The sequence below is a fragment of the Apibacter sp. B3706 genome (assembly GCF_011082725.1).
Classification (GTDB): domain Bacteria; phylum Bacteroidota; class Bacteroidia; order Flavobacteriales; family Weeksellaceae; genus Apibacter.
Genome location: NZ_CP049715.1, coordinates 665,421 through 689,184, shown reverse-complemented (window position 1 = coordinate 689,184; position 23,764 = coordinate 665,421). Strand labels below are relative to the sequence as shown.

Genomic DNA, 23,764 nt, shown 5'->3' with positions numbered 1-23,764 from the left:
AAGGTTATCCTTAAAAACGGGTAATATCCCGGGGTATTTTTTTAAATATAAGGGAATGTTTGTTCATAAAATCGGCATCGAGTAAGCAGTTATCTGCATAAATAATATATTGTTCTGCCTTCGTTTTCAGGGTGCGCAAAAAGTTCTCATCAAGTGTGGTAAGCTTTTCTTTATCGTAATAAAAATAATACGCCGTTTGGTATTGTTTTCCTAACAGATAATTTTCTTCCTGTTTTTGGTAAGGAGTTTTTACCTCGGAATACCAAATATATTCCCTGATTTTATCTTCTCCTACTTCTTCATTTAATATATTTTCTTCTAAAAAGAGCGGTTTACCTAGTTCGTAATAAGAAAAATCTCCTTCGGTGCCCTCCACCGCTTTATTTCCTTCTCCATAGCCGGAAATTACCCGTTTTACCCTTTCGGCGGTAATACTTTCTGCATAGTCTTCCATTTCTACCAAAATAAACTTGCGGTTGCCTCCGTCTTGTTTATTAAGATTTAAAACGGCATGAGCCGTGGTTCCTGAACCTGCAAAGGAGTCTAAAATAATGGAGTTTTTATCTGTTGATACAGTAAGTATAAATTTTATTAATTCTGATGGTTTAGGAAAATCAAATAATTTCTGTTTAAAAATATCTTTTAATTCATTAGTACCTTGAGTATTTAAAAATTCTTCGAGTAGTGCCTCTGGGTATTTGTTTACAAAATCTATCTCTCGTTCTTTCATATACACTCTTTTTTTTTCAAAATGAACTAAATTACTCCTAAATCTTTCAATAAAAGTATCATAACCCCATCTCCATCTCCCATATTCATTACCTCTTTTTCTAGGTCTATAACATTTATATCCTTTTGCTATTAATTCTAAATCTTCATTCTCATAAACAGTACTTCTTTCCAAATTATAGTCAAATTTTAAGTCTATTTTATTATATTCTTCATTATAATAAATAGAATACCCCATCTTACTTCTTTTTACTAATGTATCATCTCCCCCTTGCATTTCTAGAGCACGAATACTGTAAAATCCAATACTATCTTTTAATTTAAATTTTTTACTATTTTTAATTTGATAAGATCTAAATGTAAAATTATTTTTTTTATACGGTAAAATATAATCTGTAGTTGTTATAATTTTATTATTTCCTGTATCATTTTTTGAACCACTACTTTGCTTACGTGTAATTAATCCTAAATAATTATTCTTTCCAAAAATTTCATCACAGATTAATTTTAGGTTTGACTGTTCGTTATCGTCAATGGAAATAAAAATAGCCCCATCGTCAGCTAATAATTTATGTAATAGTTTTAACCGGGGATACATCATACAAAGCCACTTATCGTGCCGGCTTAAGTCTTCGCTTTCCTTACCTACTACCTGCCCTAACCATTTTTTTATTTTAGGATCGTTTACGTTGTCGTTATACACCCAGCCTTCGTTTCCGGTATTGTACGGAGGATCTATATAAATACATTTTATTTTTCCTTCGTACTCAGGAAGTAAACTTTTTAAGGCTTCGAGGTTATCGCCGTGTATAATTTTATTTTCGCTGGTTTTCTCTTTCTCTTCTGTTTGTGTACCGTTTGTATAGGTATATTGCTTTTCCAGTATCCTAAAAGGTACTTCCTGATGATGATTAATTACTTTCTCTTTTCCTATCCAATGAAGTGTAGGCATTTATCTAATTTTTTATCTAGGGCAAAGATAAAAAATATAGACTTTTGTATACAATATAAATTAACAAATTTATTATATTAATTTTTATTTTTTAATCGATTTTTATTTCTTATTTAATGTATATGGATTAAATTACTGCAAATATTTGTATTTAAAATATTTCTAATTTTTTGTTTAGAGTTAGTTATTTATCTTATTTTTAAACTAAAATATTATATCAATGAGCAAAAATTTGGAAAATTATCCGTTAGTATAACTTTAAAAGATAAAAGTAAAGAAGGTTTTATAAAGAGAATAAACAAAATATTTAACTATGTTAAATGAAAAAAAATAGAATGGAAATTCAATTATTTAAATTATTTTAGAAATAAAAGTAAACAATTTAATAAATATATAATATTCTGTTTAACAATATACTTTCAGAATAAATTTTGTAAAAATTAATAATTAAAATAATTCATTAACTTATTATAAGAAACAAATATTGCTTATCCAGTCAATATATATTATATGTTTTTTTTATTAATGACTGGATTAATAATAAACCAATATCTTGATTATTTTAGCTGCCTAAAACAAACTATTTATTCAATAATCTCTCAATCAACTCATTTTTTTCTTGAATCATGCGTTCATAGAGCTCTTGTTTTTCTCTAAAAAGATCTTCTTTTTCGGTATAAAGTTCTACGATTTTATCAATCGGATTAAAGTTAAATGTGAATTGATGACCTATAGAATTATCACTTAAATCTTGACTGTGAAATGTATTTGCAATAAAATTCAAAGCGCCTTCATCATTGAAATTTTCAATCGCCTCTACGGGAATTTTAAGAATTTGAGCGATTTTTTCAAGAGTTTCTTTTTCAATTTCTTCTTTGGCTTCCAATTTAGATACTCCTGCTTGCGTTATATGTAATTCAACGGCTAAAGCATCTTGTTTAACGCCTAACATTTCGCGCAATCTCTTTATATTTCTTCCGTGATGTACTTTTTTAGAGCTAATATCAGCATTCATGGTTTGTTTCGTTTATCTGTTTACAAAAATATAAAATTATACGAATTAAATAAGATATTCTTCGGTTGTTGTGCGAATTAACATTTTATAATTATTTATCTTATCTAGGTATTGTTACTTTGCTTGTATAAATATAATTAAAATATGAAACACAAGCCTTATAAACACATACAAGATTTGATTGATGATTTAAAGAAAGATCACGCTAAACACAGTGAATATGCAGGTATCGGAAGTTATAAACATTTAGGTTTTACTATTCTTTCAATGCTAAATAGTTGTCAAACGCATTTGTTTTCTTTGGAAAACCAAAGTTCAAAGGAAGAAGAAGAAATACGGATTGATATTTATAACCTTTTGGAATTAATAAAAAAACTTCTTCCACATCTCGAATTTGAATTTTTAGATAAGGTATTAGTCGAAGACTAACGAAATTTAAATATGTAATTATACTTTAAAAATATCTTGAATTAGTTGTTGCACCCTTTGGGTTGAATAATAATACAAAAACATTTTATAGTTAAGCAAATCCATGACCTCAACTTTCCAAATATATTTATTGTACGATTGAATTCTAATCTCCATTGAAGCATCTACAAACAAACCTAAAACGGCATTTTCAATCGAATTTATTTTAGAAAAAATTTCGAGTACTTGCGATTTTAATGCAGGTAAAGCCTCTTCCCTTTTAATAGAAAGTAATTTAGAACTATTTTCTAAATAAAGTAAAATCAATGGTTAAATTTCTTTTTATCTTTCGTAAGAATATGAAAACGCCATAACAACATAACGGCAGCAAATCCTAACCCAATACACAAACCGATCCAGGTTCCCACAGCTCCCAATTTTTGTTGGATGCATAAATAGTATCCTATGGGAATAGCTAAGATAATATACGCTATAAAACAAATAAGGGTCGGAATTTTCACATCTCTCATGGCTCGTAAACAGCCTAAGCTTACCACTTGTATACCGTCAAAAATTTGAAATAATGCCGTTAAAATCACTAATCGTGAAGCAATAGCAATAACTTCGGTTTTACTTTTATCAAAAAATATTAACGGAAGTTGATCTTTAAAAATGATAAAAAGTATACCGCATATCGTCATAAAACCGACAACCAAATAAATATTTGCCATCCCTGCTTTTTTTAGATCTGCCATATTTTTAACTCCATAATATCCGGCTACTCTAACAGTTGCTGCCACACCAAAACCGGTACAAACTTGAAAGGTTATAGAGGCCAAATTGGATGTTACCGAATGGGCGGAAGTATCTAAATAACTGTGCATTCCTGCAATAAATGCAGCAAGGGCAAACGAACTTATTTCAAATAAAGACTGTAATGAAGAAGGCAACCCTATGGATATAAGCTTACGAAAATAGGCCGCTTGAAAATTTTTCCATTTTACCCCTTTTAAATAAAATAATGATTTTTTGTTGGTATATAAAACCACTATAATAATACACATCATTAAAATGCGCGCTATTAAAGTTGCCGTTGCAGAACCTTGCAATCCCATTTCCGGCAATCCCCAATATCCGTAAATCAATCCGAAATTCAAGATTACATTTACAATATTAGATATAATGGTTGCGATGGTAACTAAAATAGTCATGGAAATACCTTCAGAAAATTGTCTGTAAGATTGAAAAATCATTAAAGGCAATAAACTCCATGCGCTTATATTAAGAAAAGTAATTGCGTCGGGAATTACGGATACATCTTGTCCGGCTTTGTACATCAAAGGAGAGCACAACTCAAGTAAAAGAATGACCCCTAAGGCCAAAGATACATTCAAAACCATTCCGTGAGTGAATATTTTTTTCACTCGGTCTGTGTTTCCATTGGCAACAGATGAAGATATAAGAGGCGACATGGAATAAGAAAACCCTAACAGGAAAACCAAGAAAATGAAAAATAAACTGGTTGCCAAAGAGGATGAGGCCACGGCTCTTTCTCCTAAGTTTGCTATAATAATAATATCAATAAAATTCACGGAAACTTGTCCCAATTGAGTAATTACAACAGGTAATGCTAATTTAATATTTGCTTTAAAATGTCCTTTTAAATCCATTTGATTTTATTAGAGCCTGCAAAGATAGTGAATTAACAGAAATTCAATTACCAGGCTTTCTGTATCTTTATACTAAAAATCTATAATAATTTAATTTTATAGAATAAAATCTATTGTATCAATGGCATTTTGTATTATATAGAAGTCAACTTTTAAAAATTCAAGAATAATATCAGTATTAATGAAACAAAAGATGTACCTTTGCACTGCCAGGCATTCGCCATTATAAATGTAATACACTAATACATGAATACCCCTGCAAAAGAAAATTATTTTTTTCAGAAAATTGTGGTTATTGTCGGAACAGCTTTATTTATTATTAAAGTTATTGCCTGGCAGCTTACCCATTCCATAGCAATTTTAACCGATACGTTGGAAAGTATTATTAATGTTGCTGCCGGATTATTTTCTTTATACAGCCTTTACCTATCTTCCAAACCCAAAGACAGAGACCATCCTTACGGACACGGTAAAATTGAATTTATTTCGGCCGGGATTGAAGGAAGTCTTATTACCGTAGCCGGTGTGCTAATTATTTATGAATCGGTACTTAATGTTTTCAACGTTCATGAAATACGCAAACTGGACTTTGGAATTCTTTTAATTGCCGTGACCGGACTGGTGAACTATATTATGGGAGTTGCCGCCATTAAAAAAGGTAAGAAAAATAAATCTTTGGCTTTAATTTCAGGAGGAGAGCATCTAAAATCAGATACGTATTCCACCTTAGGACTTGTACTGGGTCTTTTTGTCATGTATTTTTTTAAAATATATTGGATGGATAGCGTGATAGCCCTGATTTTTGCTTTGATTATTATTTTTACCGGGGTTAAAATTATTCGTAAATCCTATGCGGGAATTATGGATGAAGCCGATGAAGAATTGATCGTTCAATTAGTTGAAACTTTAAATAAGAACAGAAATCCAAATTGGATTGACATTCATAATGTACGGTTTATAAAATACGGAAGCAGCTTACATCTGGACTGTCATTTAACCTTGCCCTGGTATTTTAATGTGAGGGAAGCTCATAAAGAATTAGATGCGCTTAAAAAGATAATTATTGATAACTTTGGCAACAGTTTTGAAATGTTTGTTCACGTTGATGATTGCTGTGAATCTATTTCATGCAAAATTTGTACAAAAACCAATTGCCCTTATCGTAAATATCTTTTTGATAAGGAGGTTTTGTGGACAAAAGAAATTATTGAGATTGACAAACGCCATAAATTAGATAAATAAAATATGAGTAAGAAAAAAAATTATTTACGTATTGAAGAAACTATTTTTAAGTCTTTAGGAAAAATTGGATATATCATTATCTTTACTTTAGTATTTTCTCTCGTAATGGTGTTAGTAGATTTTATACTTCATTGTTTTGTAGATAATCATTATACTTCTAAATTCTTATTCTCAGGGGAAATTCCTTTTTCAAATTGGATCAACTTAATGTGGAAAAATTATTCTTTCTCCTTATTTAAAATAGTTTTCTTTGGCGTTATATTTATTATTTTGGGCTTTTATAGAAGCAAAGCTTTAACGAATGAATTTTCTCAATAGATCTAACAATTAAAATTACACTAAAATAAAAAGCTGCTTCCTGATTAGAAAGCAGCTTTTCTATTTTTAAAAATATATTCTAATTTTATTTTTTAGTTAAAATGCTTGAAACGGCAGATTTTATAATTTCTGCTTTTTTAGCTAATTCTTCATCATTCCACAATAAGGAAATAGGAATGGTTACCGTTTTGCTGATAATATCATCTGATTGTGAATAATCTGCATTCGCATAATTTGGTAACAATTCTTTGTGCTCTTTATAAAGAGGGGCTAACGATTTCAGTAATTTCAAATGATCCCATTTTCTGATATAATGCCAATTGTTATCATACCAATAAGCATTGCCTATACCTTTGCTGCTTAATTCAAGCGATACTTTTTTTGCTAATTCTTGGTTTGGTAAAAATATACTTAAAAAAGAAGCATTATCTCCCGCTTCATCCGGTACTCGTCTGAAATTTACTCCCTCTACTTCCTTCAACGCATCTTTCAATACTTTTTTATTTTTACGTTGTATGGAAAGTATTTGATCTAATTTTTCAAATTGAGCAAGACCTACAGCGGCGTGTAACTCAGAAATTCTGTAATTTAATCCTAAATACGGATGATTTTCCGCGCCTCTATTATTTCCGATATGATCATGTCCGTGATCCGTATATTGATCGGCATGTACATAGTACTCATCCTTATTGGTTACTACGGCTCCTCCTTCTCCACAAGTTACGGTTTTAACAAAGTCAAATGAAAAGCATCCTAAATCCCCTATAGTTCCCAAATATTTACCTCTATAAGTTCCTCCAAATGCTTGACATGCATCTTCAATCAATAATAATTTATATTTTTTTGCCAATTCTTTCAATGCGGAAATATCTGCCATAGCTCCACACATGTGTACAGGCATTATTACTTTGGTTCGGGAAGATATGGCTTTTTCTACAGCTTTGGGATCTAAGGTTAACGTGTCGTCAATGTCAACCAAAACAGGAACGGCTCCCACGCTTAATACCGCTTCGAAACTGGCCACAAAGGTAAAGGTAGGTAGTATCACTTCATCTCCCGCTCCAACTCCTGCAGCATTCAAAGCCGTTAATAAAGCACTTGTACCACTACTGGTAAGTTGTGCATGACTTACATGCATTCTTTTTTGAATGGCCTGTTCAAACTCTTTTGCCTTCCAATGATTATTCCTTGCGGATTCAAAGTTATAACGCATAAGAATACCACTTTCAATAACATCGTTCAGGTGTTTTTTTTCTTCTTCACCCCAAAGCTCATATCCTGGCATAATAAAACTATTTTTATATTATTTTTTTTGTTAAAAATGTTAAACAAAGGTAACAAATTGACTGAAAAGAATCTTTATAAAAACAAATAAAAAAAAGTTAATACCTGAACTATTTCACTATAGATTATTTACAAATTTTGGAGCTGAACTCCCGTTTATAAAGGTAAAAAATAGTAATCAAGATTTTATATTTTCCCTATTAGAAATAAAAAATACCAACTATTATATTAACTCATTTTGTAAAATTATAATATATATAATTTTATTGCATAAAATTTATTAAATATTTAAATATTATTGATTTTTATTCATAATAATTTATTTTATTTGAAAAAATATTTAAAATTATATAAAATTAAATGTTAATAATTGTTAACTTTGTTAAACTAACATTAACATTAAAAAAGTACATGAGCACACAGGCTCCATACCGTTTTTTCATTTTATTATTCTTAGGAATTTTTAATTCAATTCCTGCCCAAATTATGACAAGCCCTTCGGTGACGATAAAAGATCATAATAACCTGAAAAGTCCTGTTACCATTGATTGTAATTATAAATTCAACGAAAACCATAAAATTTTACTGAAGGCTGAATATCCGGAACTAAAAAACACGTCTTCCTATGCTGTAACCTCTATTCCTTTTAATCCGGTGGGAACATTCTCTGAAGGTCAAGAAGTTATCATTGACAGTGATGATAAATGGAGCAACGCACAAGAACTCCCTTTTAATTTCTGTTTTTACGGTAATACTTTTAACTCTATTATTTTAGGTGATAACGGAGTCATCTGTTTTGATACCCAATATGCGGGAACTGAATGTCCTTATGCCATTGCAGGATCTATCCCCGATCCTAATTTAATGCATAATACCATATTTGGGGCTTATCATGATATGACCAATGATAGTGATGTATTTGGATGTACTCGTGATTGCGGTAAAATTACCATGTATACGACAGGGATGATTCCTTTCCGAAAAACAATCATAAATTATTATAATATGAATCATTTCGGTTGCGAAGACTCAAAATCGACCGTGCAAATAATACTTTATGAAACTACTAATGTTATCGAAGTCTATGTAAAAGAGAAACCGTTAACTTGTGATATAGGAAATGAAAAAAGAGCACTTATCGGAATCACTAATTCTGATGGATCTGAAGGAGTTTCACCCGATCAAAGAAATACAGGAATCTGGGAAGCCTATCATGAAGCATGGAGATTTGCTCCGCAAGGTACTCCTACTGTTCCTAAAATTGAATGGAAAGATGCTGATCAAACCCTTCTTCCTTCATCGGAAGTTAATCCGAAAAATTCAACAACTTATTATGTGAACGTATCCTATGCCGGTTGTACTCCGATTACCCTAAATGATGAATTCCAAATTATTTTCGCCTCTGACTTTCCAAAAGTGAAAGATATACAGGTAAATAAATGTTTTGAAGGTATAACTCCAAATGAAGTTATCAATTTAGAAGAATTGATGAAAGAAGCTTCTGAATCTGCTCCCGATGTCATTACCACTTTACATCAGAATATAGAAGATGCCCATTCAGGACAATATCCTTTGATGGGTTTAAATTCCTATCCGATTACCTCTAATTCAAATTCCTTTTATTTACGAGCTTCAAAGGGTAAAGATTGTTATGCGACCTCGGTGATTTCTATTCACATGAAAAGAAAACCTTCCCTAAAAGAAATGGAACCTATTATTATTTGCGGTAATGGTGATCAGGATTCTGAAATAATATATTTAAACAATTATACGAATCAAATCAATGGATATGAAGAATGGATGAACCTTGATTTTTATGATTCCTATACTAATGCTTTAAACGGAAATCATCCCATTAGTACCCTTTCGCTTTCTTCTGCGGTAACCGTTTATGCAAAAGCCAGTAATAAAGACTTTGAAGATTGTTTTTCTATCATTCCTGTAACTTTCAAATTTCAAAAAACGATTGTTTCCAATCCTCAAGAAATTATACTTTGTAATGAAGATTTAAAAGGACGAGAAATTTATAATTTGAGATCCTATGAAGCCTCGATTACGGGATATGATAATCTTTCTTTTAGTTATTTTACTTCCGAATCTGATGCTTTACAAAATATAAATCCTATAGTAAATCCTAATAATTATTATGTGACCAATGGAGAGAAAATTTTTATAACCATTTCAAGTCCGGGCTATTGCTCTTCTATATCATCGTTAACTTTTACTTTTAAAAAGTCTTTAGTAGAAAACTTACATAAATACGTGTGTGATGATAATTCCCAAGATATAAAGGTGAATCTTTTAGACTATTATTATTTAATGAAAAAAGAACACGATATAGATCTTTATGGAATGTACACTACCTGGCAAGGAGCTATAGATAAAGATAGTTTGCTGCTAATTACTGATTTAGAAAATTTTAAAGTCAATTATCCATTTTCAATTATTTATGTTCGTTTTTATGATAAAAAGATTAAATGCGATTTTATTCGAGAAATAAAATTGGAGATTAGAGATAAAATTGAAAAAAGGCCATCTTATAATGTTTGCGATATTAATAATTCAGGTAAAGTTAATTTTAACCTTAATACGTTAAGACCTATTTTTCTTGCCGGATATCCACCATCTTCAATCGCATTTTATGAAACATTGGATGACTATAACAATGAAATTAATCCGGTAACTGAAACTATCATCACCGGACCCAAAACCATTTATGTCAAAGTTAATGTTGATGATGGATGCAAATATTTCTATATGATTAATCTCTTATTAAAATCTTTAGAGGTATCTGAAACACAAAAAATTTCATTATGCGATAGAGGTAATGATGGAAATGAAATTTATTATTTGAACGATTTAATCAATTTTTTAGGCTTAGCCGATTACAGTTCTGTTCAATTCTACAAATCTGAACAGGATGCTTTCAAAGAATTAAATCCGATTTCTGCTATAGAACCCTATCCTATAAGTATAAGTAATAATAAAGTATATGTTAGAACTAATTATGAAAACAGTTGTCCAAGTATTATTCCTGTAGAAATACGTTTATTGGAATCGGTAACAGTTCCTGATTTGAAAACTATTGAGGTTTGTGATACAGACAATAGCCATAACAAAATAGTAAATTTAATTCCGGTGATTGCAGAAAGCGGAGTAGATACGAAACGAGTTTCGGTAGATTTTTATTTAACGGCTGAAGGAGCTCAAAATCAAAACAATAATGAAAAAATTTTAGATCCTACTGCATTCGCCTTATACAACACTACTACACTATATGTTCGTTTTACCAACAAAAAATCAAAATGTTGTGAAATAAAGCCTTTAAAAATAAAGTTAAATCCTTTTCCTATTGTTTTAAAATATAACTTGGATATCTGTGACTTTAGTAATGATAATGAGGAAGAAGTAATTTTAAGTGAATTAAACTCTCATATAGTTACCAATCCGCAAAGTTTTACTTTCTCCTATTATTTAAATGAACAAGATGCTTTAAACAACATTAATACTATTATAAAACATACTATAAAAAATTCAACGCAACTATATGTTAAAATCTCTTCAGGTAAGGAATGCCAGATCATTCAAAAATTAGGTTTTACGTTACAATCTTCACCTGTAGTTAAAGATAAAATTGTTGAAATATGCGATAATAATGCCGATGATACGGAAATTGTAGATTTAACCTTATATGAAGAAGATTTAGTTACAACTTCCCGATCAAATTATCAATACTCATATTATACTTCATATGAAAATGCGTATACTGATAAATTTAGTATTTCCAATACAAAAGAATACGTCATTCAACCATTTCCTACTACTATTTATGTAAGAATTACGAATTCTTCAGGATGTTTTTCCATTGCAAAGCTCACTTTTAAAAGTGCAGAAAAAGTGTTAGCTCAAAATAAAAAAATACATATTTGCGATGAGGGATCAGATATGCAAGAATATGTTAATTTAACCAACTATATATCTGATGTTTTAATTACCTCGGGCCAAAATTTAACTATTAATTATTACAAAACCGAGGAAGGAGCTAATAATAGAGACAGCCATACGCTCATAAAAAATCCTGAACGTTATTCTGTTACCTTAGCAAAAGATTATGTATGGGTACGGATGGATAATCCTTCTACCGGTTGTTATACGGTTAGATATTTAGAAGTTAATTTAGAACCTCTTCCTAAACTTATTAATGCTAAATATTTAGTTTGTGATACAGATTTTGACGATATATATAAAGTAGATTTAGATGATCTTCGCTATACCGTAATTTTTAATCCCGACGGGTATACATTTTCCTATTATCATTCTCAGGAAGATGCTGTTAAAGACATCAATAAGATCAAAAATATACATCAATACACAGTAAAAAGCTTTAATGAAAAAATAGTCCTGAAAGCAACCAATAAATACGGGTGCAGCTCAATCAGAACTGTGACCTTGTACACAAAAGATAAAATTAAGGTATCAACTCAATCCATGGAAATTGAAAGTTGTGATGATGACTTTGATGGATTAACATTTTTCAATATCACTACTATAAACTCATCCATAACCAAAGATCCAAAGGCTACTTTTGAATATTTCAGCACTTTAAACGATGCTAAAAATCAAACCAATCCTATTGTAGATCCTTATAATTATAAAAACATTGTACCTTTTAAGGACCAAGTATACGTCCGAGTTTCATCTCCCGATTACTGTCCGGCTCTAAGTGTAATAAATCTTAAGGTTTTACCGATTCCTGTAAGTACATTACAAAAGAACCTAAAAATTTGTCCGAATGGAACTCTTGAACTAGTAGCGGATACAAAAAATCCTGAGGATTTTTACGAATGGAATACCGGAGTAAAAGGATATGATAAACATACAATAACCATATATAAAGCAGGTATTTATACGGTAACCATTACCGGTAAAAACGGTTGTAAGTATACATATACCACTCATGTAACCGAATATGCTAAAACGAGAATTACAGATTTAAAGGAAGGTAATGATTATATAACGGTAATTGCCGAAGGGGATGCTCCTTTGGAATATTCTATGGATAATAAAAATTGGCAATCCCATAATACATTTTATAATCTAAAACCGGGGATATATACTTTCTATGTAAGATCATTGGCAAACGGTTGTTATTCACCTGAAAAGAAAGGAGTTTTATTTAAGATAAATAATGTGATAACTCCCAATGGAGACAATCTTAATGATGCATGGAGATTATGCGGCTTGGAAAATTTCGACTCACATCCTTCTCATATCAAAATTTTTGACAGATATGGTAAAGTAGTATTTTCACAAAGTTCTAATTCATGCTTTGTATGGAATGGATATTATTTGGGCAGACCATTACCTACTACTTCCTATTGGTATGTTATTGATATTGCTGACGGAAGACAATTTACCGGATGGATCGTTGTAAGAAACCATAATAATCATGTTGATTAATGAATAAATAGTTCTCATATAAATTTTTATCTTTAAAACACGTACAGGCATATACGTATTCAATTTTTTGAGCAGCGATTATATGTCTGTATTTTTTTATGTTTTAGCTCCGTCTTTACTTATAAAATTTTTTGAGAAGACTAAGGAATACAAAGTTTAGAGTCGAGGGCATTATAAAAATTTGAGAATTGGTAATTTAAAAGTAAGCCATTCTGAATGAATTAAACAATCAGAAGGCTTAGCGGTTGTTAAGATTAAAATTTAAACTATTTTCATTTAAATTTTTAAGACTTGGTGTGTGTAATTAATAAAATATAGCATTTAAAGTGTATCTTATTTGTTATAAACAACTTCTTTAAGAATATTTATTCCGTTTATAGAAGCAGGAAATCCTGCATAGACTGTCATAAGTAGCATTACCTCTTTGATTTGATCTGGAGTTAAACCTATATTCAATGCTCCTTTTATATGAAAATTTAATTGAGATTGTGCATTTCCCAATGTTGCTAAAGCTGCTATGGTGGCAATTTGTCTATATTTTTTATCTAAATTATCTCTTGAAAAAATATCTCCATATCCATATTCAATAACAAAATTAACCAACTCCGGTGAAATGTCTCGATACGCCTTTTTCAGAATACCTTCTTGTTCTTTCTTCAACATGGCTAAATAATCAGCTCCTAACTTATATCGGTCTGTCTCATTTTTAGAAGCCTTTTTACCTTCTTCATCTTTTATTCCTTTTTCTTTTCTTTCTTTAAGGACCTCTCTAAATGCATTCATTCCATTAATACATTTTGGAAATCCACAATATACCGACATTTGCAAAATAACCTCTTTTATTTCATTTATGGAACAACCTACTTGTAAGGCTCCATGTAAATGGACTTTTAATTGAGGTATGGCTCCCTGTGCCATGAGAGATGAGATGGCCGCTATTTCTTTTGATTTATTATCCAGCGCTTTTAAACTATAGACTTCTCCAAATGAATATTCAATAATAAATCTACTTAATTCCGGTGAAATATCTTTTAAGCTTTCAACAGTTCTGATTCCGGCTTCTCCATCAATTTCTTTTAATTTTTCCCAACCTTTTTGGTAACGTTCTGATTTTTCCATTTGCGCATAACTATTTAATGTTAATATAAATACCACTAAAACGGTAAGTAATTTTTTCATTTTGTTTTTAAGCAAAGGTACCGGAGATCAGCACTCTACAGATAGGACTTTTATTTCTGTTTTAGGTACTTTTCCAAAAAGGTTGAAGGAGAGAAATCTGTTTTCTTTTTGAAAATACGTGAAAAATAAGAGGGATCTTCAAAACCTAATTTATAAGCTATCTCGTTAACATTATACTCGCTAAATAGTAATAATCGTTTGGCCTCTGTAATTTTAAGATCTATAATATATTGTTTGGAAGAAATGCCTTTGTATTGTTTACAAATTTCATTTAATTCTTGAGTTGTAACTTTCAATTTTTCAGCGTAATATTCAATGGATGATGTTTTAAAATTTTCTTCAAAAATTACCATTTTTAAATCGTCTAAAAGAGTATGATGAAAGTTTGTTTCTTTTTTAAATGATAATCTGTTAAGTATGGAATAGAGATAGGGAATTCCTAATTTTATAGTTGCATCGGCTACTTCATCTTTCAATCCAAATTCATGAATAAAGTTCATAAAACAGCTTTCCATTATATGTATATATGAAGTTGGAACATCGACAAATGCCCTATGATTATTAATACCCAATTCCAATCCCAGGCAAGCATCCACCATCAAAATATACCCTTTGCTGTCAGAAGAATATTCCCAATTATGTATCTGTTTAGTATTTACAAGAAAAATACGGTTGGGTTTTATGGGATATTCTTGAAAATCGACTACATAAAATCCGCTTCCATGAGTAAACCAAACCAAAGAATAGAAGGAATGTCGATGAGGCCATTCAATATCCGGATCTTCTGTTCCTTCGAATGTTCCCACATAATACGAAATGAAATGATTCGGTACTCCTAAGATATTTGCTATTGAATATTCTTTTAACATATAACAAAGATAATATATATTGCGAGTGATATAATAGAAATATATTTTTTAAATTTCTGATACTGAATTTAGAAACTGGTTTGAAAACCTAAAGTTTCCTTTTCTCTGTAATGGAATTATATAATTTGTTGACAGTAAAATTTGTATTATTGATTAGTATCAAATATACTTTATATAAAAAGTTTCCATAATTATATAATTTACTTTCATTAATTATAGAGTAAATTTGAGATATCAAATAAATTTGAAAAATAAATATGAAAAATGAATTAAAATTTAAAACTAATATAGATTGTGGAGGTTGTGTAAAAGCAGTAACTCCGTTTTTATCTAAAGTGGAAGGTATTTCAAAATGGGAAGTTGACACTTCTAATCCGGATAAGATCTTGTCTGTAGACTTAGACGGTGCTACGGAAGAAGAGGTTGTCAATGCAGTAAAAAAAGCCGGATTTACCATTGAGAAAATTTAATTTTTTAATAAAATTGTTAAAAGAACCTTTATTTTTTTAAGGGTTCTTTTTATTGTTATCTTCTTTTTGTTCTCTAATCCTATAATAATATTAATTACCTTTGCATTTTAAAAATTTATATATAAATAAAATATAATTCGGATATCAATGACTAACTCTGAAAAAGAAAATTCGATCGGTTACCAATTAAGTTATACAGAAAATCTGCACAGGAATCTATTAAATAAAAAATTTTCTACCAATAAGTTAGACATTACTCCCGAACAATTTATTATTTTAGATTTATTAACGGAACATTCTACAGGAATATCCATGCAGAAAATATCAGAAAAAATACACAGAGATAATTCTGCCATCACCCGATCCATTGACATTTTAGAAAAAAAAAATTTGGTAAGCAGAGTCAATGCAGAAAAAGATCGTCGGAAAAAAATTATATTAATTACTGAGCAAGGAATTACACTTTTACATAATGCCAAAGACATAGCAAAGCAATATGCGAAAGAAGTAGCCAAAGGACTAACTGAAAAACAACTTAATGATTTATTTACTATTCTTAAGATTATCCAGAAAAATATTAATGAATCTAATATATAGAAATGCTTTATAAACTTTTTATATAAAAAGTTTATTCTTCACAACTATGCTTTTTGAAATTTAAAATTTGCGGTAAAAAAGATATGCGTTTTTAAGTAATAGCTTACTTAAACTATCAATTATAATTTTACTGCCTCAAACATTTGAGTCGGATTTACAATTTCATCTTGTGCTGCTACCAATTGCAATTCATACTCTCCTTGTCTATGAGTTTCCAGCATAACGGCATAAACAGCAGCAGTCGTATGTTCTAATACTTCTTTATAATTTTTCCCCAGTAACATATGGGTCAGTAATAAACCGGAAGTAAGATCCCCTACTCCAACCGGTTGACGAACACCAAAATCTACTAAAGGTCTTGATATATGCCATTTCCCTTCTGAAGTAGACAATAACATCTCAAATTTATCTGAACGATAGCCTGCCCTGCTTAAGTGTTTAACTAATACAGTTTTTACCCCTTTACTGTGAATTACATCAACTGCAGAAACTACATCTGCAACTGAAGTAATGGTTTGATCGGTTAAAATTTCCAACTCTAATAAGTTAGGTGCCATAATGTCACTTACTCCCATCGCTTCATTTTTAAAAAATTCCGATACTCCGGGAGCTACAATACAGCCTTTTTCAGGATGTCCCATAACGGGGTCACAAAAATAAACGGCATTTGGATTTTCATTTTTAACCTTTTTAACTATTTCCAAAATTGATTTTCCTTGTTCGGGAGAACCGATGTATCCGTTTAAAACTGCATCGCATTTTTTCAACTGATGGATGTTGTCGATTCCTTGAACAATATCCAATAAATGTTTGGCTGTCATTACTTCACCCGTCCATTGTCCATATTGTGTATGATTGGAAAATTGCACCGTATTTAATGACCATACTCTAACGCCGCAACGCTGCATGGGAAATTCTGCTGCACTGTTTCCTGCGTGGCCATACACTACATGAGATTGGATGGATAAAATATTTTTCATTAGTTTTATAATTATTAGTTACAAATTTATAAACTTTATTGGCAATTAGTAGTAATTTATAAAGAATTGTTCAGTATGTTCATTTCTCAATATGAAAAGTGAAATAATTAATAAACCATATAAAAGAAGATTAATTTCTTGTTAAAAACCGTTAAAGCAACAAAATAATTGAAATTTGGTATTACTTTTGAAATAAAAAAATCCAGTATTTATTTAAATTAAATTGTACTATGAAAAAAAATAAGTTTGAAATTAAAAAAATAGGTTCTTATATTTTAGTAGGTGCGATAGGGGGATTAATTTCTGCAGGTGCAGTTACCTCCATATCAAAAAATACGAATTTAAATGATTTTGAAATATTTAAAAATCCTACTCATAACGAAAAAGCTTATTTTACTTCAGCTTCTACCAATAGCGTAGTTGGATTAAATCCTCCCGATTTAACCATCGCAGCAGAAAAAACCGTGAATGCAGTAGTGAGTGTAAAATGTTATTCTTCCTATGTGCAGCAGCAACAACGCAGATCCTTAGATCCGTTTGATTTCTTTTTTGGAGATCCTTTTAATTCTCAAGGGCAACAAAGACAACAACAAAATCCAAAAGATTCTCCAAACGGTTTAGGTTCGGGAGTAATTATTTCTAGTGATGGTTATATTGTTACTAATAACCACGTGATTGATGGAGCTGATAAAATAGAAATTACACTTAATAATCAAAAAACATATACAGCCACTTTAGTCGGAACGGATATTAATTCAGATATTGCTCTGTTAAAAATTGATGAAAAAGGGCTCAGCTTTTTAAATTTCTATAATTCCGATAATGTGAGAATTGGTGAATGGGTATTAGCTGTAGGAAATCCATTTGGATTAACTTCAACAGTAACAGCGGGAATCATTTCAGCCAAAGGCCGTAGTTTAGATCTCTTGCGTTCCAATTCCAGAAGTCCTATTGAATCTTTTATTCAAACCGATGCGGCAGTAAATCCCGGGAATAGTGGAGGTGCTTTAGTAAACGCCAACGGTGATTTAATTGGTATTAATACAGCAATTGCTTCTCATTCCGGAACCGGAACATTTGAAGGGTACAGTTTTGCTGTTCCTTCCAACATAGCTAAAAAAGTTGTGGAAGATATTCGCAAATACGGTTTGGTTCAACGGGGTTATTTGGGTATTGGTGCTCTTGACTTAAGTGATGATTCTGCAGTTAAACAATATAATTCTCAAAATAAAACCAACTATAAATCACAAGAAGGTGTACTTATCACTGATATTCAAAATGACGGAGGAGCAAAAGATGCCGGCTTGAAAAAAGGAGATATTATCAAGCAAATTGACGGAACAAATATTAAGAACTTCCCTACTCTTTCGGGAGTTATTGGTGAGAAAAGACCGGGTGACCAAGTGAAGGTTACCGTTATACGAGATGATTCGTACAAATCTTTCAATGTTAGAATTAAAGATGCTAAAGGGGGGACTTCAGTTAAAACGAAAAACGATTTAAGTGTTGCCGAAAAGTTGGGTGCTGAATTTCAAGAATTGACTGATGACCAAAAGGTTAATTACGGTTTAGAATCCGGTATTGTTGTAACCAGAATTGATTCTAACGGAAAATTGAAATTAGCAGGCATTGGTGAAGGATATATTTTAATGGAAGTAAACGATAAGCCTGTTAATAGTGAAAAAGACATTGAAAAAATATTAAAAAATTATAAAGGAACGGTTTCTGTTAGATATGTAGATCCTTATGGTAGAATCTATCGTAGAGGATTTAAAATGGAATAAGAAATGTAGTTATTGATATATAATTAATTAGTAGTTTGAATTGCAACTTTTTAAATTTATTAAAAAGTTGCAATTCTTTTTTATATAATGTTTTTATTAAACATAAATTATTACTGATGTAATAATTTCCAAAGTTCGTCTTTTAATTGAATTAAATTTTCGCCGGTTACGGCAGAAATAAATAACAATTTGAAATTTTCAGGAAAAGTCTTCCTTATTTCATCCTCCAATTCTTTATCCAGTAAATCTGATTTTGAAATTGCAATTACTCGATCTTTATCATTTAATTCCGGATTATATTTATTAAGCTCATTTAACAGAATTTTATATTCTTGGTAATAATCTTTTGCATCAGCCGGAATCAAAAACAATAAAATTGAATTTCTTTCTATATGTCTTAGAAATTTATATCCTAAACCTTTTCCTTCGGATGCTCCTTCAATAATACCCGGAATATCGGCAATTACGAAAGATTGAAAATCCCTGTATTTAACGATTCCTAAATTAGGTACTAAGGTGGTAAAAGCATAATCGGCTATTTTCGGTTTTGCAGAGGTTAATGCAGACAATAATGTTGATTTTCCTGCATTTGGAAAACCTACCAATCCCACATCACCTAATAATTTTAATTCCAAAATAAAATTACCTTCCTTACCGGGCAATCCGGGTTGAGCATATCGCGGAGTTTGATTGGTTGATGACTTAAAGTGTGAATTTCCTAACCCTCCTTTTCCTCCTTCAAGTAAAATTATCTCTTCTTTATCTTTAGTTATTTCTCCAACAATAGTTCCGCTTTCATCTTTAGCGATAGTTCCTACGGGAACCTCTATATACAAATCCGCTCCATTAGCTCCGGTTAATTCTTGTTTTCCTCCGGGTTTACCGTTTTCTGCTTTATTGTGTTTGGAATATTTTAAAGCCAAAAGGGTCCATAGTTGAGCATTACCACGTAAAATTATATGTCCTCCTCTTCCTCCATCACCTCCATCAGGACCACCTTTAGGGATATATTTTGCTCTGTGAAGGTGTGCAGAACCGGCGCCTCCGTGTCCGCTTTTACAAAAAATTTTAACATAATCAACAAAATTCGACTGCATATATCTTTTATTTTTTTATAAAAAAAGGATTATCATTTTTCATAATAATCCTTTTATTTGTATGTGTTACATGTATTTTTTATACAAACTTTTCTATTTCTTTAGACAGTTCTGCGGTTATATCTTCAATACTTCCCTCTCCATCTAATTCAACCAGTTTATGTTGTTCCTTATAATAGTTCGAAACAACGGCTGTTTTTTCATAATATTCTTTAATTCTGTTACGAATTATGCTTTCATCTGCATCATCTGAACGACCGCTTTCTTCACTTCTTTTTAAAATTCTTTTAACTAGAATTTCATCTTCTACATAAAGGGCTAACGTTACATCTACTCGGGTTTGAAATATAGAATCCAATAATTCATCAAGGGCTTCTGCTTGGCTTTTAGTTCTTGGATACCCATCTAAGATAAACCCTTTTTTGTTTGAATTTCTTTTAAGTTCATCTATCAACATTTCTGTTGTAAGTTCATCCGGCACTAATTTTCCATGATTTATATAGGTTTGAGCCTCTTGACCTAATTTGGTATTATTCTTTATATTATATCTGAATAAGTCTCCGGTGGAAATGTGTTCTAAGTGAAACTTTTCTGCTAAAATTTTTGCTTGAGTCCCTTTTCCACTCCCGGGAGGGCCAAATAAAACAATTATATTCATATTTGAAATTCTGTTTATTCTCCTTTTAATTGGTATAAGTCTTTAAAATTCCTTCCTAAACCATTATAATCCAACCCATACCCTATAACAAATTTATTAGGTATATTCATTCCTATTAAATCTATATTTAGATCCTTTTTATAAACATCCGGTTTAAAAAACAAAGTTGCAATTTTAATGCTTCTCACCGGTTTTACTTCAAGTAATTTATAAAGGTATTCCAAGGTGTTACCGGTATCAATAATATCTTCAAGTATTACTATATCTCGGTTTGTGATGTCTACAGTCATATCTGTAATTAAATCAACGGTTCCTGAACTTTGCATTCCACTTTTGTATGAAGACAACTGAAGGAAACCTATTTCACAGTTGCCTTTATAATTTTTTAAAAAATCACTGAAAAACATAATAACTCCGTTGAGCACCCCTATAAAAACGGGGACGGTGTCTTTGTATTCTTCATACAAAGTATTGGTCATCCTTTGTATGGAATGGTCTATTTCTTCCGAAGATATAAAAGGGGTAAAAGTTTTATCCAGAATCTTAATTTCTTCCATATATAACTATCTTTACTATGCCGCAAATATAATGATATTGACTAAATATCAAAGTTTGAAGTATATAATTTTTAATGTTAGATAAATGAACCATCATAAAAGATTAATTTTCATGATGATGTTGATGTTGATTGGGAGGAACTATAAGAATGGGTACTTTAGATTTATTAATAACGTTTTTTGAAACACTGCCAAGGATTGCTTCCATAAGTAAACCTCTTCCATGAGACCCCATAATGATGAGATTAGCTTTTCTGGATTCTGCTTCTTTCAAAATTATATCTGCAGGAGTTCCTTGTTTTATAACAATTTCAACTTCAATGCCTTGTTCTTTTATTGATTTTTCATATTCTACCAATTGTCTGGTTTCTTCCTTCATACCTGCTTCCTCCAATTCCGGAAGATATTGAAAACCGATATCCCCTATAATAAAACCTAAATCTAAACTGGCAACATGTAAAAGGCACATTTTACTTCCGGTAGCTTTGGCATAGATCACAGCTTCTTTCAAAATATATTTGGTAGTTGCTGAAAAATCTACAGGGACTATCATTGTTTTCATAACCTAATATTTTATTATACAGCTTAAAGTTAATGAATATTTTTATTTTTATCATAAAATTTCAATAGAATAAATTTTCTTACTTTTGCAAACTAAGTTTTATTTTGAATATGCATATATTTATCCAAATTGCCCAGTTATTATTATGTTTATCTATTTTAGTTGTCTTTCATGAAGCAGGACACTTTTTAGCGGCGAAATATTTTAAGACAAAGGTTGAAAAATTTTATTTATTCTTTGATCCATGGTTTTCTTTATTCAAAAAGAAAATAGGTGATACTGAATATGGTATTGGTTGGTTGCCGTTAGGGGGATATGTTAAAATAGCAGGCATGATTGATGAAAGCATGGATACTGAGCAAATGAAAAGTCCACCTCAGCCTTGGGAATTTCGTTCTAAACCGTCTTGGCAACGTTTAATTATTATGCTTGCCGGAATTTTTGTGAATATCCTATTGGCTATCATTATATATGCCGGAATTTTAATGACTACCGGTGAACAAACTATTAATACGGATCAATTAAAAGACGGATATGCATTTTCTGATGTAGGAAAAAAATTGGGATTTAAAGATGGTGATATTATATTAGAAGTTGATAATAAAGAGATTCCAACTTTTAATTATTTACCTGTTTCTCTTTTATTCGGTGATCATGTAACGGTTAAGCGCGATGGAAAAATTATTAAATTTAACCTTCTCCCTGAAGAAAAAAGGGATGTTTTAAAACAGGAAGGCAGAGGCTTTATTTCTCCGAGAATAATTGCCGATGTTGATTCGATTTTACCTAATTCACTTGCTTCAAAATATCTTAAAAAAGGAGATGTTATAACTAGTTTCAACAAGCAACCTATTAAGTATATTGATGAATTTAGATTAGAACTTTCTAAACATAAAAATGACAGTGTAACTTTAGGGATATATCGAAACGGACAAAATATAAATGAAAAACTTTTTGTTCCAGATAGCGCCATTTTAGGTTTTGTTCCTAGTGCTTCGAATTTAAAAAATGCAACTGCATATAAAAAATATAATTTTATGGATGCCTTTAAAAGGGCGCCGGTATTGTCTTGGGAAATGTTATTGGTTCAAATAAAACAATTTAAACTTATTATTAATCCAAAAACAGAAGCTTATAAACAAGTAAGCGGTCCTTTACGATTATATAAAGCATTTTCACCTGAATGGGATTGGGGACAATTTTGGAGTTTTACCGCTATGTTTTCTATATGGCTTGCGTTTTTAAATCTATTACCGATTCCAGGTTTAGACGGAGGTCATGCTTTATTTACCATTGCTGAAATGATTACCGGTCGTAAATTAAGTGATAAGACAATGGAAAAGGTCCAAATGGTGGGTATATTTATCCTTCTTGGATTAATGATTTTGGTATTTGGAAATGATATATGGAATATTATACAAAGTATTATAAACAAATAATTAATTTAATTTACCGTCAATATTAATATTTCATGTTTTTATTGAAACAATTCCAATTCATAAAATAAATTTAATTAAACTTTACTTATATAAAGGTTGCATAATTTTCAATGCAACCTTTTTAATTAATAATTTTCTGAATTATTTAAATTTAGACACGATCTATAGCTGTGAATATCCTTTTAATAAAAAATTAATCTTCTCTTCTCAATAATATTAAGAGTAATAAAAATTTAAAATCTAAAAATAATTTTAATTCGATTTTAAGTGTTAAACATTTTATGTTACAATAAATATGGATAAAATTATTTTTCGATTTTTTTCCTAATCTTATTCTAGTTATTAAGTAGTAGCTTATATATCTAATAAAGTAATTAAATAAAACAGAATTATCATACAAAAAACACAAAAATTTTATTTTATATCTATTAATTTAAAAAAATAATAAATTTTATTTTTTATTAATCTTTATTATGAAATTAATTTATTTTTAT

20 protein-coding genes are annotated in these 23,764 nt (G+C 30.4%); 8 read left to right on the top strand and 12 right to left on the bottom strand.

Annotation, left to right across the window (positions count from 1 at the left end; translation table 11 throughout):
- Positions 1 to 10 precede the first annotated feature (10 nt).
- On the bottom strand, positions 11 to 1,681 hold the full coding sequence (locus G8C41_RS03050) for a site-specific DNA-methyltransferase (RefSeq protein ID WP_166006069.1): 1,671 nt from the start codon (positions 1,679 to 1,681) through the stop codon (positions 11 to 13).
- Positions 1,682 to 2,261: 580 nt separating this feature from the next.
- A complete protein-coding gene (locus G8C41_RS03045) occupies positions 2,262 to 2,696 on the bottom strand; it encodes a helix-turn-helix domain-containing protein (protein WP_166006068.1) in 435 nt (144 codons plus the stop codon).
- 144 nt (positions 2,697 to 2,840) lie between these two features.
- Here G8C41_RS03045 and G8C41_RS03040 point away from each other — a divergent pair, with 144 nt between their 5' ends.
- Positions 2,841 to 3,125 carry a hypothetical protein gene (locus G8C41_RS03040; protein ID WP_166006067.1) on the top strand — a complete coding sequence of 95 codons (285 nt, stop codon included), beginning with the start codon at positions 2,841 to 2,843 and terminating at the stop codon, positions 3,123 to 3,125.
- Between the two features lie 18 nt (positions 3,126 to 3,143).
- Here G8C41_RS03040 and G8C41_RS03035 read toward each other — a convergent pair whose 3' ends face one another.
- Entirely contained in the window at positions 3,144 to 3,431 is a 288-nt protein-coding gene (locus tag G8C41_RS03035; protein WP_160543145.1) for a hypothetical protein, read from the bottom strand.
- Positions 3,428 to 4,774 carry an MATE family efflux transporter gene (locus G8C41_RS03030; RefSeq protein WP_160556771.1) on the bottom strand — a complete coding sequence of 449 codons (1,347 nt, stop codon included), beginning with the start codon at positions 4,772 to 4,774 and terminating at the stop codon, positions 3,428 to 3,430. The genes G8C41_RS03035 and G8C41_RS03030 overlap by 4 nt, the downstream gene beginning before the upstream one ends.
- Before the next feature lie 246 nt (positions 4,775 to 5,020).
- On the opposite strand from G8C41_RS03030, the gene G8C41_RS03025 reads away from it, so the two are divergent.
- Positions 5,021 to 6,016 carry a cation diffusion facilitator family transporter gene (locus tag G8C41_RS03025; protein WP_166006066.1) on the top strand — a complete coding sequence of 332 codons (996 nt, stop codon included), beginning with the start codon at positions 5,021 to 5,023 and terminating at the stop codon, positions 6,014 to 6,016.
- 3 nt (positions 6,017 to 6,019) lie between these two features.
- A complete protein-coding gene (locus tag G8C41_RS03020) occupies positions 6,020 to 6,334 on the top strand; it encodes a hypothetical protein (protein ID WP_160556773.1) in 315 nt (104 codons plus the stop codon).
- An 85-nt stretch (positions 6,335 to 6,419) separates the two neighbouring features.
- On the opposite strand, the gene G8C41_RS03015 is transcribed toward G8C41_RS03020, so the two are convergent.
- Positions 6,420 to 7,619 carry a DegT/DnrJ/EryC1/StrS family aminotransferase gene (locus tag G8C41_RS03015; RefSeq protein WP_166006065.1) on the bottom strand — a complete coding sequence of 400 codons (1,200 nt, stop codon included), beginning with the start codon at positions 7,617 to 7,619 and terminating at the stop codon, positions 6,420 to 6,422.
- A 410-nt stretch (positions 7,620 to 8,029) separates the two neighbouring features.
- On the opposite strand from G8C41_RS03015, the gene G8C41_RS03010 reads away from it, so the two are divergent.
- The gene (locus G8C41_RS03010; RefSeq protein ID WP_166006064.1) at positions 8,030 to 13,078 is read left to right on the top strand and encodes a T9SS type B sorting domain-containing protein; all 5,049 of its coding nucleotides are present in this window, start codon (positions 8,030 to 8,032) and stop codon (positions 13,076 to 13,078) included.
- 333 nt (positions 13,079 to 13,411) lie between these two features.
- Here G8C41_RS03010 and G8C41_RS03005 read toward each other — a convergent pair whose 3' ends face one another.
- Together G8C41_RS03005 and G8C41_RS03000 are read right to left on the bottom strand one after the other, a co-directional pair.
- Complete coding sequence (locus G8C41_RS03005) at positions 13,412 to 14,257, bottom strand: carboxymuconolactone decarboxylase family protein (RefSeq protein ID WP_255467012.1); 846 nt, start codon at positions 14,255 to 14,257, stop codon at positions 13,412 to 13,414.
- A gap of 50 nt (positions 14,258 to 14,307) precedes the next feature.
- A complete protein-coding gene (locus tag G8C41_RS03000) occupies positions 14,308 to 15,126 on the bottom strand; it encodes a helix-turn-helix domain-containing protein (protein ID WP_166006063.1) in 819 nt (272 codons plus the stop codon).
- Between the two features lie 257 nt (positions 15,127 to 15,383).
- On the opposite strand from G8C41_RS03000, the gene G8C41_RS02995 reads away from it, so the two are divergent.
- Positions 15,384 to 15,596, top strand: a complete 213-nt coding sequence (locus G8C41_RS02995) for a heavy-metal-associated domain-containing protein (RefSeq protein WP_166006062.1) — start codon at positions 15,384 to 15,386, stop codon at positions 15,594 to 15,596.
- A 147-nt stretch (positions 15,597 to 15,743) separates the two neighbouring features.
- The gene (locus G8C41_RS02990) at positions 15,744 to 16,193 is read left to right on the top strand and encodes a MarR family winged helix-turn-helix transcriptional regulator (RefSeq protein WP_166006061.1); all 450 of its coding nucleotides are present in this window, start codon (positions 15,744 to 15,746) and stop codon (positions 16,191 to 16,193) included.
- Positions 16,194 to 16,312: 119 nt separating this feature from the next.
- Here the strand turns inward: G8C41_RS02990 and pdxY are convergent, their stop codons facing one another.
- Positions 16,313 to 17,173, bottom strand: coding sequence for a pyridoxal kinase PdxY (gene pdxY / locus G8C41_RS02985; RefSeq protein WP_160566476.1), 861 nt, complete (start codon positions 17,171 to 17,173; stop codon positions 16,313 to 16,315).
- Positions 17,174 to 17,403: 230 nt separating this feature from the next.
- On the opposite strand from pdxY, the gene G8C41_RS02980 reads away from it, so the two are divergent.
- The gene (locus G8C41_RS02980) at positions 17,404 to 18,957 is read left to right on the top strand and encodes a Do family serine endopeptidase (RefSeq protein ID WP_166006060.1); all 1,554 of its coding nucleotides are present in this window, start codon (positions 17,404 to 17,406) and stop codon (positions 18,955 to 18,957) included.
- A gap of 110 nt (positions 18,958 to 19,067) precedes the next feature.
- On the opposite strand, the gene obgE is transcribed toward G8C41_RS02980, so the two are convergent.
- The 4 genes from obgE to G8C41_RS02960 all read right to left on the bottom strand — a co-directional run bounded on the left by obgE (position 19,068) and on the right by G8C41_RS02960 (position 21,831).
- Complete coding sequence (gene obgE / locus G8C41_RS02975; RefSeq protein WP_166006059.1) at positions 19,068 to 20,054, bottom strand: GTPase ObgE; 987 nt, start codon at positions 20,052 to 20,054, stop codon at positions 19,068 to 19,070.
- Between the two features lie 79 nt (positions 20,055 to 20,133).
- Positions 20,134 to 20,712: an adenylate kinase gene (locus G8C41_RS02970; RefSeq protein ID WP_160543157.1), complete on the bottom strand. Its 579-nt coding sequence runs from the start codon at positions 20,710 to 20,712 to the stop codon at positions 20,134 to 20,136.
- A gap of 14 nt (positions 20,713 to 20,726) precedes the next feature.
- A complete protein-coding gene (gene hpt, locus G8C41_RS02965) occupies positions 20,727 to 21,269 on the bottom strand; it encodes a hypoxanthine phosphoribosyltransferase (protein ID WP_160543158.1) in 543 nt (180 codons plus the stop codon).
- Between the two features lie 103 nt (positions 21,270 to 21,372).
- The gene (locus tag G8C41_RS02960; protein WP_166006058.1) at positions 21,373 to 21,831 is read right to left on the bottom strand and encodes a universal stress protein; all 459 of its coding nucleotides are present in this window, start codon (positions 21,829 to 21,831) and stop codon (positions 21,373 to 21,375) included.
- Between the two features lie 110 nt (positions 21,832 to 21,941).
- Between G8C41_RS02960 and rseP the strand changes: the two genes are divergently transcribed.
- Positions 21,942 to 23,270 carry an RIP metalloprotease RseP gene (gene rseP, locus G8C41_RS02955; protein ID WP_166006057.1) on the top strand — a complete coding sequence of 443 codons (1,329 nt, stop codon included), beginning with the start codon at positions 21,942 to 21,944 and terminating at the stop codon, positions 23,268 to 23,270.
- Positions 23,271 to 23,764 lie beyond the last annotated feature (494 nt).

What these genes read in the sequence shown, in the direction of transcription:
- G8C41_RS03020 (WP_160556773.1), top strand. Translation starts at nt 6,020, where the DNA reads ATGAGTAAGAAAAAAAATTATTTACGTATTGAAGAAACTATTTTTAAG.
- hpt (WP_160543158.1), bottom strand. Translation starts at nt 21,269, where the DNA reads ATGGAAGAAATTAAGATTCTGGATAAAACTTTTACCCCTTTTATATCT.
- G8C41_RS02980 (WP_166006060.1), top strand. Translation starts at nt 17,404, where the DNA reads ATGAAAAAAAATAAGTTTGAAATTAAAAAAATAGGTTCTTATATTTTA.
- obgE (WP_166006059.1), bottom strand. Translation starts at nt 20,054, where the DNA reads ATGCAGTCGAATTTTGTTGATTATGTTAAAATTTTTTGTAAAAGCGGA.
- G8C41_RS03025 (WP_166006066.1), top strand. Translation starts at nt 5,021, where the DNA reads ATGAATACCCCTGCAAAAGAAAATTATTTTTTTCAGAAAATTGTGGTT.
- G8C41_RS03050 (WP_166006069.1), bottom strand. Translation starts at nt 1,681, where the DNA reads ATGCCTACACTTCATTGGATAGGAAAAGAGAAAGTAATTAATCATCAT.
- G8C41_RS02990 (WP_166006061.1), top strand. Translation starts at nt 15,744, where the DNA reads ATGACTAACTCTGAAAAAGAAAATTCGATCGGTTACCAATTAAGTTAT.
- G8C41_RS03045 (WP_166006068.1), bottom strand. Translation starts at nt 2,696, where the DNA reads ATGAATGCTGATATTAGCTCTAAAAAAGTACATCACGGAAGAAATATA.
- G8C41_RS02995 (WP_166006062.1), top strand. Translation starts at nt 15,384, where the DNA reads ATGAAAAATGAATTAAAATTTAAAACTAATATAGATTGTGGAGGTTGT.
- G8C41_RS03040 (WP_166006067.1), top strand. Translation starts at nt 2,841, where the DNA reads ATGAAACACAAGCCTTATAAACACATACAAGATTTGATTGATGATTTA.
- G8C41_RS03010 (WP_166006064.1), top strand. Translation starts at nt 8,030, where the DNA reads ATGAGCACACAGGCTCCATACCGTTTTTTCATTTTATTATTCTTAGGA.
- rseP (WP_166006057.1), top strand. Translation starts at nt 21,942, where the DNA reads ATGCATATATTTATCCAAATTGCCCAGTTATTATTATGTTTATCTATT.
- pdxY (WP_160566476.1), bottom strand. Translation starts at nt 17,173, where the DNA reads ATGAAAAATATTTTATCCATCCAATCTCATGTAGTGTATGGCCACGCA.
- G8C41_RS02960 (WP_166006058.1), bottom strand. Translation starts at nt 21,831, where the DNA reads ATGAAAACAATGATAGTCCCTGTAGATTTTTCAGCAACTACCAAATAT.
- G8C41_RS03015 (WP_166006065.1), bottom strand. Translation starts at nt 7,619, where the DNA reads ATGCCAGGATATGAGCTTTGGGGTGAAGAAGAAAAAAAACACCTGAAC.
- G8C41_RS02970 (WP_160543157.1), bottom strand. Translation starts at nt 20,712, where the DNA reads ATGAATATAATTGTTTTATTTGGCCCTCCCGGGAGTGGAAAAGGGACT.
- G8C41_RS03030 (WP_160556771.1), bottom strand. Translation starts at nt 4,774, where the DNA reads ATGGATTTAAAAGGACATTTTAAAGCAAATATTAAATTAGCATTACCT.
- G8C41_RS03005 (WP_255467012.1), bottom strand. Translation starts at nt 14,257, where the DNA reads ATGAAAAAATTACTTACCGTTTTAGTGGTATTTATATTAACATTAAAT.
- G8C41_RS03000 (WP_166006063.1), bottom strand. Translation starts at nt 15,126, where the DNA reads ATGTTAAAAGAATATTCAATAGCAAATATCTTAGGAGTACCGAATCAT.